Source organism: Pseudomonas sp. NY15354, assembly GCF_048068075.1.
GTDB lineage: Bacteria > Pseudomonadota > Gammaproteobacteria > Pseudomonadales > Pseudomonadaceae > Aquipseudomonas > Aquipseudomonas guariconensis_C.
The window spans coordinates 12,505-25,362 of record NZ_JBLUPV010000005.1 but is presented as its reverse complement, the minus strand read 5'-3'; the positions used below and the strand labels follow the sequence as shown (position 1 = coordinate 25,362).

General features: G+C 64.7%; 14 protein-coding genes. 10 read left to right on the top strand and 4 right to left on the bottom strand.

Annotated features, from left to right (window positions below; genetic code table 11):
* Positions 1 to 112 precede the first annotated feature (112 nt).
* The 3 genes from ACNFCH_RS06740 to ACNFCH_RS06730 are packed head-to-tail and all read right to left on the bottom strand — an operon-like array spanning position 113 to position 4,171.
* Entirely contained in the window at positions 113 to 1,450 is a 1,338-nt protein-coding gene (locus ACNFCH_RS06740) for a cytochrome c (protein ID WP_337158658.1), read from the bottom strand.
* 16 nt (positions 1,451 to 1,466) lie between these two features.
* The gene (locus ACNFCH_RS06735) at positions 1,467 to 3,716 is read right to left on the bottom strand and encodes a molybdopterin cofactor-binding domain-containing protein (protein WP_416742477.1); all 2,250 of its coding nucleotides are present in this window, start codon (positions 3,714 to 3,716) and stop codon (positions 1,467 to 1,469) included.
* Entirely contained in the window at positions 3,716 to 4,171 is a 456-nt protein-coding gene (locus ACNFCH_RS06730; protein WP_416742476.1) for a (2Fe-2S)-binding protein, read from the bottom strand. Before ACNFCH_RS06730 ends, ACNFCH_RS06735 begins: the two co-directional genes overlap by 1 nt.
* A gap of 252 nt (positions 4,172 to 4,423) precedes the next feature.
* Between ACNFCH_RS06730 and ACNFCH_RS06725 the strand changes: the two genes are divergently transcribed.
* From ACNFCH_RS06725 to ACNFCH_RS06695, 7 genes are all read left to right on the top strand, one after another.
* Positions 4,424 to 4,714 carry a hypothetical protein gene (locus tag ACNFCH_RS06725; RefSeq protein WP_337158661.1) on the top strand — a complete coding sequence of 97 codons (291 nt, stop codon included), beginning with the start codon at positions 4,424 to 4,426 and terminating at the stop codon, positions 4,712 to 4,714.
* A gap of 120 nt (positions 4,715 to 4,834) precedes the next feature.
* Positions 4,835 to 5,299 (top strand): hemerythrin domain-containing protein, encoded by a 465-nt coding sequence (locus ACNFCH_RS06720; RefSeq protein ID WP_416742475.1) that lies wholly within the window; start codon positions 4,835 to 4,837, stop codon positions 5,297 to 5,299.
* Positions 5,300 to 5,347: 48 nt separating this feature from the next.
* A complete protein-coding gene (locus tag ACNFCH_RS06715; protein WP_196162235.1) occupies positions 5,348 to 5,566 on the top strand; it encodes a hypothetical protein in 219 nt (72 codons plus the stop codon).
* A gap of 423 nt (positions 5,567 to 5,989) precedes the next feature.
* A complete protein-coding gene (locus ACNFCH_RS06710) occupies positions 5,990 to 6,271 on the top strand; it encodes a DUF6555 family protein (protein WP_070091531.1) in 282 nt (93 codons plus the stop codon).
* A 154-nt stretch (positions 6,272 to 6,425) separates the two neighbouring features.
* On the top strand, positions 6,426 to 6,824 hold the full coding sequence (locus ACNFCH_RS06705) for an NUDIX hydrolase (RefSeq protein WP_416742474.1): 399 nt from the start codon (positions 6,426 to 6,428) through the stop codon (positions 6,822 to 6,824).
* Between the two features lie 113 nt (positions 6,825 to 6,937).
* Complete coding sequence (locus ACNFCH_RS06700) at positions 6,938 to 7,171, top strand: PLD nuclease N-terminal domain-containing protein (protein ID WP_043209000.1); 234 nt, start codon at positions 6,938 to 6,940, stop codon at positions 7,169 to 7,171.
* A 9-nt stretch (positions 7,172 to 7,180) separates the two neighbouring features.
* Positions 7,181 to 7,330, top strand: a complete 150-nt coding sequence (locus tag ACNFCH_RS06695) for a hypothetical protein (RefSeq protein ID WP_337158664.1) — start codon at positions 7,181 to 7,183, stop codon at positions 7,328 to 7,330.
* A 19-nt stretch (positions 7,331 to 7,349) separates the two neighbouring features.
* On the opposite strand, the gene ACNFCH_RS06690 is transcribed toward ACNFCH_RS06695, so the two are convergent.
* Entirely contained in the window at positions 7,350 to 8,129 is a 780-nt protein-coding gene (locus ACNFCH_RS06690) for a LysR substrate-binding domain-containing protein (protein ID WP_416742473.1), read from the bottom strand.
* A gap of 156 nt (positions 8,130 to 8,285) precedes the next feature.
* On the opposite strand from ACNFCH_RS06690, the gene ACNFCH_RS06685 reads away from it, so the two are divergent.
* The 3 genes from ACNFCH_RS06685 to ACNFCH_RS06675 all read left to right on the top strand — a co-directional run bounded on the left by ACNFCH_RS06685 (position 8,286) and on the right by ACNFCH_RS06675 (position 12,685).
* Positions 8,286 to 9,869, top strand: coding sequence for an amidohydrolase (locus ACNFCH_RS06685; RefSeq protein ID WP_416742472.1), 1,584 nt, complete (start codon positions 8,286 to 8,288; stop codon positions 9,867 to 9,869).
* 94 nt (positions 9,870 to 9,963) lie between these two features.
* Positions 9,964 to 11,700, top strand: a complete 1,737-nt coding sequence (locus ACNFCH_RS06680; RefSeq protein ID WP_416742471.1) for an amidohydrolase — start codon at positions 9,964 to 9,966, stop codon at positions 11,698 to 11,700.
* A gap of 16 nt (positions 11,701 to 11,716) precedes the next feature.
* Positions 11,717 to 12,685 carry a CobW family GTP-binding protein gene (locus tag ACNFCH_RS06675; protein WP_416742470.1) on the top strand — a complete coding sequence of 323 codons (969 nt, stop codon included), beginning with the start codon at positions 11,717 to 11,719 and terminating at the stop codon, positions 12,683 to 12,685.
* Positions 12,686 to 12,858: the final 173 nt, after the last annotated feature.

The following is a 12,858-nucleotide window of genomic DNA, read 5'->3' as shown; positions in this document are numbered from 1 at the left end:
ATATACGCTTTATCGAATATATCTCAAGCCCCCGCTGATCAGAGGCAGCCCTCAGCGGGGCGGTCAGGCGCCAAGGGCCTGACCACCTCGTCCGGCATTGACCGGCGACCACTCAGCGCATGTGCAGGATGATCGGGCTGCTGCTGGCCGGGTCGGTGTGCCCGCGCAGCTTGCCAACCGCCTGGGCCTGCACCGCGCCGCCCTGGTTGCCCCAGGCGCTGCGCATGAACGTCAGGACATCGGCGATCTGCTGGTCCGACAACTGCTCGCGAAACGCCGGCATGCGGTAGGCGTCCGGTTGGCCTTGGGCGACGACCCGTTGCGAGCCGTTGAGGGTGATGTTGATGGCCGAGGCGTCTTCCTTGGCCAGCGCCGAGGTGGCTCCGGCCAGGGGTGGCATCCATTCGGCCTGGCCCTTGCCATCGAGGCCATGGCAGGAGGCGCAGCGGGTCAGGTAGGTCTGGGCGCCGGGGGTATCCAGGTGCGCCGCGGGCAAGGCCTGGTACTGCCAGGGAGCGCCGTCGCGTTGACGGTCGCCTGGCAAAGACTTCAGATAGCGCGCGATCGCCGTCAGGTCCTCATCGCTCATGAACTGGGTGGAGTTGTTGAAGGCTTCGGTCATCGAGCCGAACACCACGGCATGCGGGTTTCGCCCGGTCTTGAGGAACCGCACGATGTCCGCCTCGCTCCAGCGCCCAAGGCCGGTGTTGTGGTCACCGCGCAGGCTCGGGGCATACCAGCCATCGAGCAGCGCGCCGGCCAGGAACGGCGCGCCGCGCTCATCTAAAGCCTTCTCGTTGAAGGCCAGGCCCCGAGGGGTATGGCAACTGCCGCAATGGCCTGGGCCTTGGACGATATAGGCGCCGCGGTTCCACAGCGCATCCTGTGCGGGTTTGGTTGCATAGGGGTTGGTGGGCGAGAACAGGCCGTTCCACAGGGCGATGGGCCAGCGCAGGTTCAGCGGCCAGGGAATATCGCTCTGGATGTTGGCCTGGTTGACTGGCTGTACGCCATGCATGAAGAAGGCATACAGCGCCTTGACGTCGTCGTCGCTGAGCTTGGCGTAGGAGGGGTAGGGCATGGCCGGGTACAACCGTCGGCCTCCCGGAGCGACGCCCTGGCGCACGGCGCGGTCGAAATCGGCGAGGCTGTAGGCACCGATGCCGGTCTGTCGGTCCGGGGTGATGTTGGTGGCGTGGATCGAGCCCAGCGGCGTGGCCATTTCCAGGCCGCCGGCGAACGGCTTGCCCGTCGGCAGGCTGTGGCACGCGACGCAGTCGCTCAGGCGCGCAACGTACTCGCCACGACTGACCAGCGCTGCGTCGGGCGGCGTCTCGCCCGCCAGGGGCGAGGCGGGTTCACGGGTGACGTACCAGGCCACCAGGCCCGCCGTGACCAGGCATGGCAGGGCCAGCCAGCGGGCGGCAGTTGCGAGTCGGCGATTGTGCATGAGCGGCCCCTGCGAGTCAGCTGAAGGTATAGCGGCTAAGCGGCATGCTGCGAATGCGCTGGCCGGTCAGCCGCGCCACCGCGTTGGCCACGGCAGGCGCCACCGCCGGTAGCGGTGGCTCGCCGATCCCGCCCATCTTCGCGCCGCTCTCGACGATGCGCACATGCACCCGTGCCATGCGCGAAGGCGGCAGCACCGGGTACAGGTCGTAGTTGCGCGCTCGCGGCATGCCGTTGTGCCAGACGGCTTCTTCCAGCAGCACCTGGGATAACCCAAGGGCCACCGCGCCGTTGACCTGGGCTTCGATGATCGCCGGGTTGACGATGCTGCCCGGGTCGATCGCCTGCCAGATGTCGTGCACCTTGACCTGGCCGTTCTCGATCGACACCTCGGCGATCACCGCCGCCTCGGAGCCGAACGGCGAGGCCATGGCCACGCCACGGGCGCGTTTGCTGCCGTCCTCGGCGGTGAAGGGGCCGCGTTTCCAGCCGCCGGATAGCTCGCCGACCGCTTGCAGCAGGGTGGTCAGGCGCGCGTTGCCTTGCAGCAGGTGCAGGCGCAACGCGTACGGGTCCTGGCCGCCTTTGTCGGCCAGTTCGTCGAGGAAGGCTTCGTAGAAGAAGTCGTTGAGCGAATTGCCCACCGAGCGCCAGTAGCCGAGCATGGCCGGCCCTTTGACATAGACCTGGGCGATGCGCGTGTTGGCGATGGCATAGGCCTTGCCCGACAGCCCTTCGAGTGCGGTGGGGTCCAGTTGCTCGCCCTGCTTGCCGGCGATGGCTTCGGTGGGGCCTTCGGTGGCGCTCACCGCTTCAAGCGCCACCGGCAGGCCTTTGTCATCGAGCCCTGCGCGGAACTTGACCACGGCAACGGGGCGCAGCACATCGCGCAGGAATTCTTCCTCGCGCGTCCAGATCACCTTGACCGGGCGCCCGACTGCTTTGGCCAGCGCGATGGCCTGAGGGTAGGGGTTGGCCGAGTCATAGAGAAAATGCCGGCCGAAGAAGCCACCGAGCAAGGGCGAGTGCAGGGTGATCCGTGCAGGGTCGAGTCCGCTGCGCTTGGCGATGTCGTCACGGAACATGTCCGGTGCCTGATTCGGCAGCCACACCTCCAGAGAACCGTCGGGGTTGAAGCGCGCCGTCGCCGATGGCGGTTCCAGCTGGGCATGGTTGAGGTACTGATTGTGGTAGGTGGCCTCGACCGTGGTCTTGGCGCTGGCCAGGGCTGCGGCCACATCGCCGTGCTTTTCGTCATCACGGCCTGGGCCCGGCTGGGCCGCCAGGTGCTCACGCCAGGCATCGCTGGAAAAATCCTTGGGCATGGGCCGTACGGTCGACTCCGGGCCTGGCTCCTGCCAGTCGACCTGAAGCGCCTCCACCGCGCGCTTGGCGTGCCACCAGCGTTCGGCGACCACCGCGACCGCGCCGGGCAACGTGTGCACCGAATGCACGCCCTTCATGGCCTTGACCTGGTCTTCGTTGCGTAGGCTGCCGACGGTCATCCCCAGGCGTGGCGCATGCTGCACGGCGGCCTGGAGCATGCCGTCGACGTGGGTGTCGATGCTGTACTGGGCCTTGCCGGTGGACTTGTCGTAGGCGTCGACGCGCTTGACGGGCTTGCCGATCCAGCGGAACTGGCTGGGGTCGCGCAGCGTGATGCTGGCAGGGTCCGGCACGGGCAGGTCCATGGCGCGTCCGGCCAGCTCGCCATAGCTGATGCTGCGGCCAGAGGCGCCATGGACGACCTTGCCAGGCTCGGTGGACAGCTCGCCCACAGGGACGTCGAAGTGCTCGGCGCCGGCCTGCAGCAGCATGGCGCGGGCCAGGGCACCGAGGCGGCGCATGGTCGGGTAGCTCATGCGCACCGACATGCTGCCACCGGTGATGCGCATGCCGTTCTCCATCACCACGTAGGCCTCGCCAGGTGGGGCGCTGTCGACCACGAACGTGCCCGGGTCGGCATCCAGTTCCTCGCCGACGATCTGCGCCATCGAGGTATAGGTGCCCTGGCCACCTTCCATGAACGGGCTGAGCAGGCGCACGGTGTTGTCCGGGCGAATCTCCAGGAAGGCCGGCACCTGGGTGCCGCGTTCAGCGCTGCTGGCGGCGGCCGCCTGTACCCGGGGCGAGCCCAGTGGCAGGCCGAACCCCAGCACCAGCGCACCGACGGCGGTGCCGGCGAGAAAGCGTCGGCGCGACAGGTTGACGGTTTCGCCGATTGCCAGGTTCAGCAGGTCTTCGGGGGTGTCGAGGGGCGTCTTCATCAGGCTTTACCCCCTTGGGCCAGGTCGTGCATGGCGGCGTGGATGGCGTTGTAGGTGCCGCAGCGGCACAGGTTGACCATCGCTGCGTTGATCTGCTCGTCGCTGGGCTTGGGCGTGTGCTTGAGCAGCGCGGTGGCCGCCATCACCTGGCCGGACTGGCAATAGCCGCACTGGGCCACCTGGTGCTCGACCCACGCCGCCACCACGCGCTTGCCGACCTCATCGGCCTCGATCGCCTCGATGGTGGTCACCTCCCGCCCGACCACACCGGCCACCGGCGTGACGCAGGCGCGCACCACGTTGCCGTCGACCAGCACCGAACAGGCGCCGCACTGGGCCAGGCCGCAGCCGTATTTGGTGCCGGTCAGCCCCAGGTCGTCGCGAATCACCCACAGCAGCGGCGTGTCGGCTTCGGCATCGACCTGATAGGTCTTTTGGTTGATTTTCAGCTCCATGGCTCACCCGTAATCAGTCGGTTGATGTGTCGATTCTTATAGGCAGGAGGGCAGGACACCCAATCAGGAAACGCTAGCACAGGCGCAGCTCGAGGGCGGCAGCATTAGACCGATGCTGGACGATCATGAGTCTGATTGCAGGGTAGCGCGCCGGTTGTCTGATTCAGTTCTCATTCCTACCCGCTGCGGTTGCTTACCCAGGCGATTTCGATAGGGTGACCCTCTTGGACAGGAACGTCGCAGGAGGCCGACATGCGTATCAGGGGTAATGTGTTTTGGAACTGGGCGGATGCGACCCTTCATCACCGCACGCACCAGGAAGCGCTCGACGATGGCACCAGTGTCGATGTCCAGGTGAGGTTGTCCCGCACCGGGGCGACGCAATTGTTCGTCGGGGTGTATGCGCGCGGCGGCAAGGCCTTGCACGAAGAGGCGTTCGATGCTCGCCCAGGCGAGACCATGACCCGGGCGCTGGCCTGGGGGGTGGGTCGGGCCAGATGGGTGGCCAGCGAGCGCGTTGCGACGCCTGCCTGCGCCAAGTGACCGACGCCACGCGGCGCACTCGGTGCGCTGCCATTTATCGGCCGCTACGAACCGACATCACGGGCGGTGACTCCACACAGGGCAAGTCTTTGTATTCCCATCGACTGATGAGGCCCGACAATGAATGCCATCGAACTGCTGATCCAGGATCATGAAACCGTCAAGAAACTGCTCGAGGAGCTGTCCGCCACCACCGAGCGCGCCGTGAAAAAGCGCGGGGAGCTGCTCGCGCGCATCGAGCACGAGCTGCAGGTCCATACGGCCCTCGAAGAGCAGATCCTCTACCCGGCCATCAAGCAGGCCGGGGGCAAGGAAGAGGAGAAGATGTACTACGAGGCCAAGGAAGAACACCGCACGGTCGATTCGCTGGTCTTGCCCGACTTGCTGCAGACCGACACCGGCACCGTGGAATTCGCAGGCAGAGTCAAGGTGATGAAAGAGCTGCTGGAGCACCATATCGAGGAGGAGGAAGGCGAGCTCTTTCCCACCGCCAGGAAGCTGCTGGGCAAGCAGGCGCTCGAGGAGATGGGGGTCGCCATGCAGGCCCACAAGAAGATGCTCAAGGCCGACCAGAGCGCTGCCTGAGGGGGCCGGGCAGCCGGTCGTGTTTTCTTTCTCGACAGGAGTCCGGCCATGGCCAGTCATCTGTTTCTGATCAGCTACATCTTCGACAACCAGCCCGGCACGTGCGAAATGCGCAGCGACGAGCAGGACATCAGCGTGGAATGCGCCCGCAGCTACCTGCAGGGGCTGCACCGTGGCGAGGCCTCGTCGTTCACCGATGTGCAGGTGCAGCGCATCGAGCACGAGCATGAGCCAGACACGTCGCCGGCGCACTATCAACAGCCCTGAGCAGTGAGACCGGATGGTAGTCGGCACCTGCGATCGCCCTGAGGAAAGCGCGGTCGGCGAGGCGGCGCAAGTCGCGCCATTCGGTCCACTCCACCAGCCTTAGTCGATCCAGTTCATCCGCCTGGCGCAACAGCATTTCATGATAGGTGCTGGGGCAGTCCTGGCGCAGCCTGTGGTCGTCGAACAGGGCGAACCAGCCGTCGATCGCCAGGCACTTGCGTCGCTCCAGTGCCAAAGGCTCGTTGAGTGCATTCATGGCCGTTTTCCTGCGCGCTTTGGCAATCGAGCCCGAGCGCGGGGACAAGGTTCATGGCAGAAGTTCCAGCGGTCGTTTTCGAGGGCTGGCCACAGTCTGTGAATCTCGAATGAATTTTTTTTCCCTGCGTCTGCTCCATAGGCTTGGAACCACTGAGGAGGCGGGTGATGGCAGGGCAGCAATTGTTTGTGATCGAGTACGAGCTTCATGGCCAATACCGCACGTTCATTATTCGCCTGGAGCGCATGGACAATGCCGAGGCCTGGCATTGGGCCTGTTGCGATGCGGGCGTGGGCATCATCCCACGGTTCGGCCAGCACACGATCAAGAAGGTCAGCCGGCCTATGGCCGAGCGCTACGGCCTGGCCAACGTGCGTTGGCGTCCAGCGGGGCAGGGGCCGGAGTTCGTCGCCCCGCCCATCGATGTGAAGAAGTTCAACGGTTCATGAACCCGAGGGCAAGGATCAATGGCCATCGTCGGGCGGCAAGATGAGCCGGTATGTGTCCCTGTGCCGGAACGCGGCGTCATGTGTGCAGGTCTTCAGGGAAGAAGCGCCATCCCATGTGTTGCCGATACCCGAACCTTGCCGTTAGAAACGCCGTATGCCTGCAAAGAACACCCGCACAGCCAAAGCCCGCGCCACGATCATCTGTCTACGCAACGGAAAGGTCCTGCTCGTGCGCAAGAAAGGCGCAAAGTGGAACCTGCCCGGCGGCGTCATCGAGCCGGGCGAGACGCCGGAAGAGGCCGCCATCAGAGAGTTGCGCGAGGAAGCCTCCTTGCGTTGGCAGGGCTTGCATGCACTGTGCACGTTGCCGGTTGGCAATGTGCTTCATCACCTCTTCACGGCTAACCTCGGCGAGCAGGAGCGGGCCATTCCCAGCAACGAAATCGTGGCCTGCAAATGGGTCCGGCGCAGCGCGCTGGTTCGCCTGGAACTGAGCAGCGCCACTGCAGCCCTGCTGGCCAAGCATCTGCCGGTCTTATCGGCCACGGTGTGACGGCGGCGATCCACTCATCCGTGTCGAACAAAGCTGTCTGAACTTTGCGCTGCCGCGCGCCTTCCTCTGTTCACACCCTTGGGTTTCTCCAAGCCCGAAAAACGGAGGCGGATATGAGTGATCCTGTCACGTATTTCTGGATCGCCCTGGTGGCGATCATTCTGCTGGTCGATCTCTGGGCCATCGTCAGCGTGTTTCGCAGCGACAAATCCGACGGCACGAAAGTGCTGTGGTCGTTGCTGCTGGTGCTGTTCCCAGTGATCGGGCTGGCCATCTGGGGCGTTGCCGGACCGCGCGGCATCAAGCGTGGCACGGGCCCGACCTCGCCTGAACACAGCAAGGGATAGGAGATGATGATGACCGAACCTGCCCGTGAACCCGCCAAGCGCCAGCCCAAAGGTGAGGCCGAGCGCGACAACGATGCCCATCGCCCCGATGGCTCGACCGGCACCCCGCACGACTCCACGGCGCAAAAGGCCGCGCGGGGCAAAGGCAAGCGCCACTGAGGCTGGTGATCCGTCGCGGCTAAAGCTCCACCCAGGCCTGGCGCGAGGCCTGCAGCTGGGTCTTGATCCAGTTGGTGAAGGCAAGGACGGCAGGTCGCTCGCACTTTTGCGTGTCGGTGACCAGGTAATAGCCCCGGTGGGAATTGATGACGATATCAAAGGGCCGCACCAGCAGGCCCTTGGCCATGGAATCGCCGCACAACAGGTTGTCCCCCATGGCCACACCTTGGGCAGCGATGCAGGCCGCCTGTGCGCAGTGCGCATCGGAAAACACGATGCCGGTCGCCACGTTGAGCTCCGGGGTGTTCGCCGCGGCCTGCCACACGCGCCAGTCGCTGTAGTCGCTCATGTGCAACAGCGGGAACGCCGCCAGATCCTGCGGCGTCTTGAGCCCGCCCAGGGCGTTGATCAGCCGGGGGCTGCAGACCGGGAAGTAATTCAGCGCCGCGATCTGCTCGACCTTCATCTCCGGCCAGTCGCCGATGCCGTAGGAAATGAACAGGTCGGCAGTGTGATTGCTGACATCGTCCGCCGACGTCGGCGTGACCATGTGCAGTTGCACCTGGGGATACTCCTTCACGAAGCCGCCGATGTGATGGCACAGCCAGTAGGTCGAAAAGCCTGAGCTGCAGCTGATGCACAGCTTGCCATAGACCTCCTGGTCATCCACTCGTCTCCCGGCATCCTCCAGGTTGGCCAGAAACCGTTGGATTTCCCGCGCGTAGCGTTCCCCTCGAAAGGTCAGCGAAATGCCCCGGCCCTGGCGCTCGGTCAGGGCGAAACCGAGGGTCTCCTCCATGCCGGTGATCTGGTGGCTGAACACTGAATGTTGAACAAATATAAACATTAATGGCGAAATAAATCGATTGTCGTATTTGTGGAGTCAACAATACTAGGCAGGCCCTGCTGGCCTGAGCCGCTCTGCGGGGTCATAGACCAATAAGGAATGCCCTCCATGATCGAGCCCAAGGCTTTTGCCCAGAACTGGGTGGAGCAACAGCACAAGACCCTGTCCGACTGGCACCAGGTGATCTGGCATTACGCCGAGCCGGCCTTTCGTGAATACAAATCCTGCGCCTGGTACGTCGAGTTGCTGCGCAAGGAAGGGTTCGACGTGGAGCAGAGCAGCGGTGGGATGCCCACCGCGTTCTGCGCGACCTTTCGCAATGGCGACGGCCCGGTGCTGGCGACCTACGCCGAGTACGACGCGGTGCCGGGCAACAACCAGGCGGCGACCACCCGGCGCCAGCCGCGCGAAGGCCTTTCGCGTTTCGCGCCGGGCCATACCGACCCCCATTCGGCGCTCGGCATCAGTGCCCTGGGCGGGCTGTTGGCGGCCAAGGCCGCCATGCTCGAATACGGCATCCAGGGCACGCTGAAGTTCTTTGGGGAGCCTGCGGAAAAACTGCGCGCCTCCAAGCCTGTGCATGCCGCCAAGGGGTACTACGACGACCTCGACGCGGCCATCAGCTTTCACCCCACGTACATGTTGCCGCTGAACAACACCACCACTTGGGACACCCACTGCGGCATCGCCTACGCCTATATCTACACCTTCACCTGCCAGGCCCCGCAGGACTGGATCGCCTCGGACAAGTACAGCCCCATCCCGCAGAACCACCTGGCCGCGCGGGCACCCGGCGCCAACGATGCCCTGGTGCACTTCTACACGCTGAACGAAAGCATGCGTCGCTCCACGCTGCCCTTCACCGGGCTGTGGAGTTTCAACGAGGCGATTCTCACCGCAGGCCAGGCCACGGCCGACAACCTGCCGCCGCACATTGCCCAGATCCAGTACCTGTCCCGTTGCGACTCGATCGAACAAGCAGAAACCATTTCCCAGGTGATGGACAACAATGCCGCCGCCGCGGCGCTGGCCACCGGTTGCCAATGGAAGAAGACCTGGGTGTGCAAGTCCCGTGGCGGGCTGCCCAACCATGTGCTGGCGCAAGCCACCTACGACAATCTGCAGGCCATCGGTGCCCCGACCTGGGACGATGAGGCCATTGCCATTGCCCGGCAAATCCAGGACAACCTGGGGCTCGAGCCCATGGCCCGTCCGTTCTTGCCCGATACCGAAACCTTGATCGACCCGCAGGCCTGCGAGCGCCTGCTGCGCGAGCAGATGCCGGCCTGGCAGAAGCACCTGACCTCCGACGACTACCCCGAATACACCTGGCATTGCCCGACGGTGCGCCTGCTGGTGGCCCGTCCGATGCTCTCGGCGCCGCCCGGCTATACGTACCCGGACTGGGTGCCCAATGCCCTGGGCGGTATCCGCCAGACCATCGACCCGATGATCCAGGTGGCGGCCAAGACCATCGGCGCCACCCTGGTCGAGCTGTTCACGTGCCCCGATCTGCTGGCCGCCGCCCGCGAAGAATTCATCGAGCGTACCGGCGGCGGCATTGGCGGCACCCGCTGGCAAGCCCCGCTGCTGCCCAAGGACTTCAAGGTCCCCCATGACTTCCGTTGGCCCGAATACATCCGCACCGCACGTGGTGAAGAGTGGTGGATTCCCGCTCGGGACGACGAATAGCCGACCGGCGAGGGCGTCTACGGCGCCTTTTGAACAACGTGGTTTTTCTTGGACTGGCGCTGATCACAGCTGCCATAGAAAGGTATTACCTGCAATGAGTGCGATGACCGACTACCGCTCCAGCCATGTGCCCGGCCCTCGTGGCGCCGCCGACCTGGTGTTCCTCAATGGCCGTATCTACACCGTCAATGAAGCCGAGCCCTGGGCTGAGGCCGTGGCCATCCGAAATGGCAGTTTCGTTGCGGTGGGCGCAAACGACGACGTTGCCGAGTTCATCGGGCCTCGCACGCAGGTGATCGATCTCGATGGCCGTTTCGTGATGCCCGGCATCTACGACATGCATACCCACCCAGACCTGAAGCTTGCGCCCGGCTACTCCGGTTATCTGGAGGTCGGCGTCAGCGACCCGACCCCGGAACAGGTGCGCCAGGCCATCCTCGACTACGCCGCCGAGAACCCAGGCGATGGCTGGGTGTATGGGCAGTACTTCGTGCGCTACACCTTCAAGCAGGCCGGGCTGGTACCGTCGCGTCAATGGCTGGACAGCGTGCTGCCGGATCGCCCGGTAGCCATCCTCGATCGCTCCTGGGGCTGCATGATGGTCAATTCCCGGGCCCTGGAGATCGCCGGCATCGACGCCGACACTGTCGACCCTCGGCACGGCTACATCGAGCGCGACAGCGTCACCGGCGAGCCGACCGGCATCCTGGTCGACGGCGCCTATGCCCTGATGCACGCCGCCATGCCGCCCACGCCACAGCACGCGTTGAAGCGGGCCTACCGTGAGGGCGTATGGTTCCAGAGCGGTCATGGTGTGGTCGGCACCAAGTATGTGCATGTGTGCGAGCACCGCTTGAATGCCCTCAAGGCGATCGACCAGGCCGGCGAGCTGTCGGTGCGTGTGGAGGCCGCGATCAGTTGGCAGGACGATATCTTCCCGGTCAAGCGCCGTTGGGAACTGCTGGCCGGGGAGCGTCACTTCTATCGCAGCGCGCGGCTCAACGCCAATGCGGTCAAGTTCCACTTCGACGGCACCCATGAATCGCGCTCCTCCTACCTGTCCACCGCATGGCCGGGCGAGGAGCGCTGGCGCGGTCACCTGAACCTGACCCCCGAGCACATCACCGACATGGTGGTGGACATGGACCGCCGCGGGATCCGTGTCATCGCCCACTGCACCGGCGACGGCGCGTCCGACCTGTTCCTCGATGCCGTGGCCACGGCGCGTCGCAAGAACGGCCCGGATGGCGTGCGCCACCAGTGCGCCCACAGCACCACGTTGCTCGACGGCAACCTGCCGCGCTTCGCCGCGCTCAACGTCACGGCCGAGTTCTCGCCGGTTGGCTGGTTCCCGTCATCGTTCGCCAACGCCCGTGCGGTGTTCGGCGAGGACCGCATGCAGCGGGCCTACAACTTCAAAGGCGTGTTCGACCACGGCGGCGTTGCGGTAATGGGCACCGACTGGCCAGTCTCGAGCATCAACCCCTGGATCGGTTTCGAAGCGATGGTCACCCGGCAGAACCCGTTCGGCGAGGAGCAGGGCAGCTTCTACGGCGCGCCCATCACGCTGGAACAGGCGATCCGCGTGATGACCATCAACGGCGCCTGGTGCATGGGCATCGAAGACAAGGCCGGGTCCATCGAGACCGGCAAGTCCGCCGACCTGATCGTGCTCGATCGCAACCTGTTCGAAGTCGAGCCCAAGGGCAACATCCACAACACCCAGGTGCAGATCACTGTGCTCGAAGGTGAAGTCACCTGGGACCGCAACGGCGAGTTCGATGCCAGTGCCCACGCGGCCACCTGGCGCCGCGAACTCCCCAACTTCTAAAGGCGGGCCGTTTTCCATGAACAAGCAGTCTCCCATTCCGGTCACGCTGGTGTCGGGGTTTCTCGGCTCCGGGAAAACCACCTTGCTCAACAAGATCCTCAGCAGCGATCACGGCTTGCGCATGGCGGTGATGGTCAATGACTTCGGTGCGATCAACATCGACAGCGACTTGATCGTCAGCCAGACCCAGACCACGGTCAGCCTGGCCAATGGCTGCATCTGCTGCACGGTCGAAAGCGACTTGATCGAGCAACTGAGCCGCTTGCTGAGCGACCGGCAGAATCGGCCGGAGTACATCCTGATCGAGGCGAGCGGGGTGTCGAGCCCGGGCAAGATCGCCCGCACGCTGAAGTACCCGCAGTTTCGCGAGGCGCTGGCGATCGACAGCATCATCACCGTGGTGGATACCGAGCAATTCGAGCAGCTCGACGGCGAAATGGCGCAACTGGCCATGGACCAGCTGGATGTGGCGGACATCATCGTGCTGAACAAGGTGGACCGGGTCGGGCCCAGCCAGATCGAGGCGCTCAAGCGCCGTTGGCTGTACCCTCGGGCGCGGATTCTCGAGTGTCAGTATGGCGACGTTCCGCTGGAACTGATCCTGGGGGTAGGGCGGGGCAACCCGCTGGCGCCCTTTACCCAGGTGAAGCCGGCGTCACCGCTGAGCCTGGATCGAGAGGCGGCGGATCACGCCCGCGTGTTCGAGTCCTGGAGTTTTGCCAGCGACCGGCCGATGGCGCTCGATACCCTGCGCTCGACCTTGGCCCAGTTGCCGACGTCGATCTACCGGGCCAAGGGCACCGTGCACATTGCCGAGGTGCCGGGCACGCGTTTCATCATGCACCTGGTCGGCAGCCGCTGCGAAATCCTGCCCGATCGCGCCTGGGGCGATGACGCGCCGCACACTCAACTGGTGTGCATCGGCAAGCGGGGCGCCCTGGCCCGGCAGGCGCTCGAGGTGAGCTTCCAGGCCTGTACGGTCTAGGTAGAATCGCCAGTAGCGCGTCAGAGCACATGACGCGCTTCATTCACCCCAGGGGCAATCCCAACCCCGTCGCTTGCGTCCCCCTTCTTGGCGTAGTAGCCGTGCTTTCACGGCACCTGCGTCATTTTCTTCCCCGCCAGGGCCTTTGCGCAGCAAGCACACAGGCCTGGTGA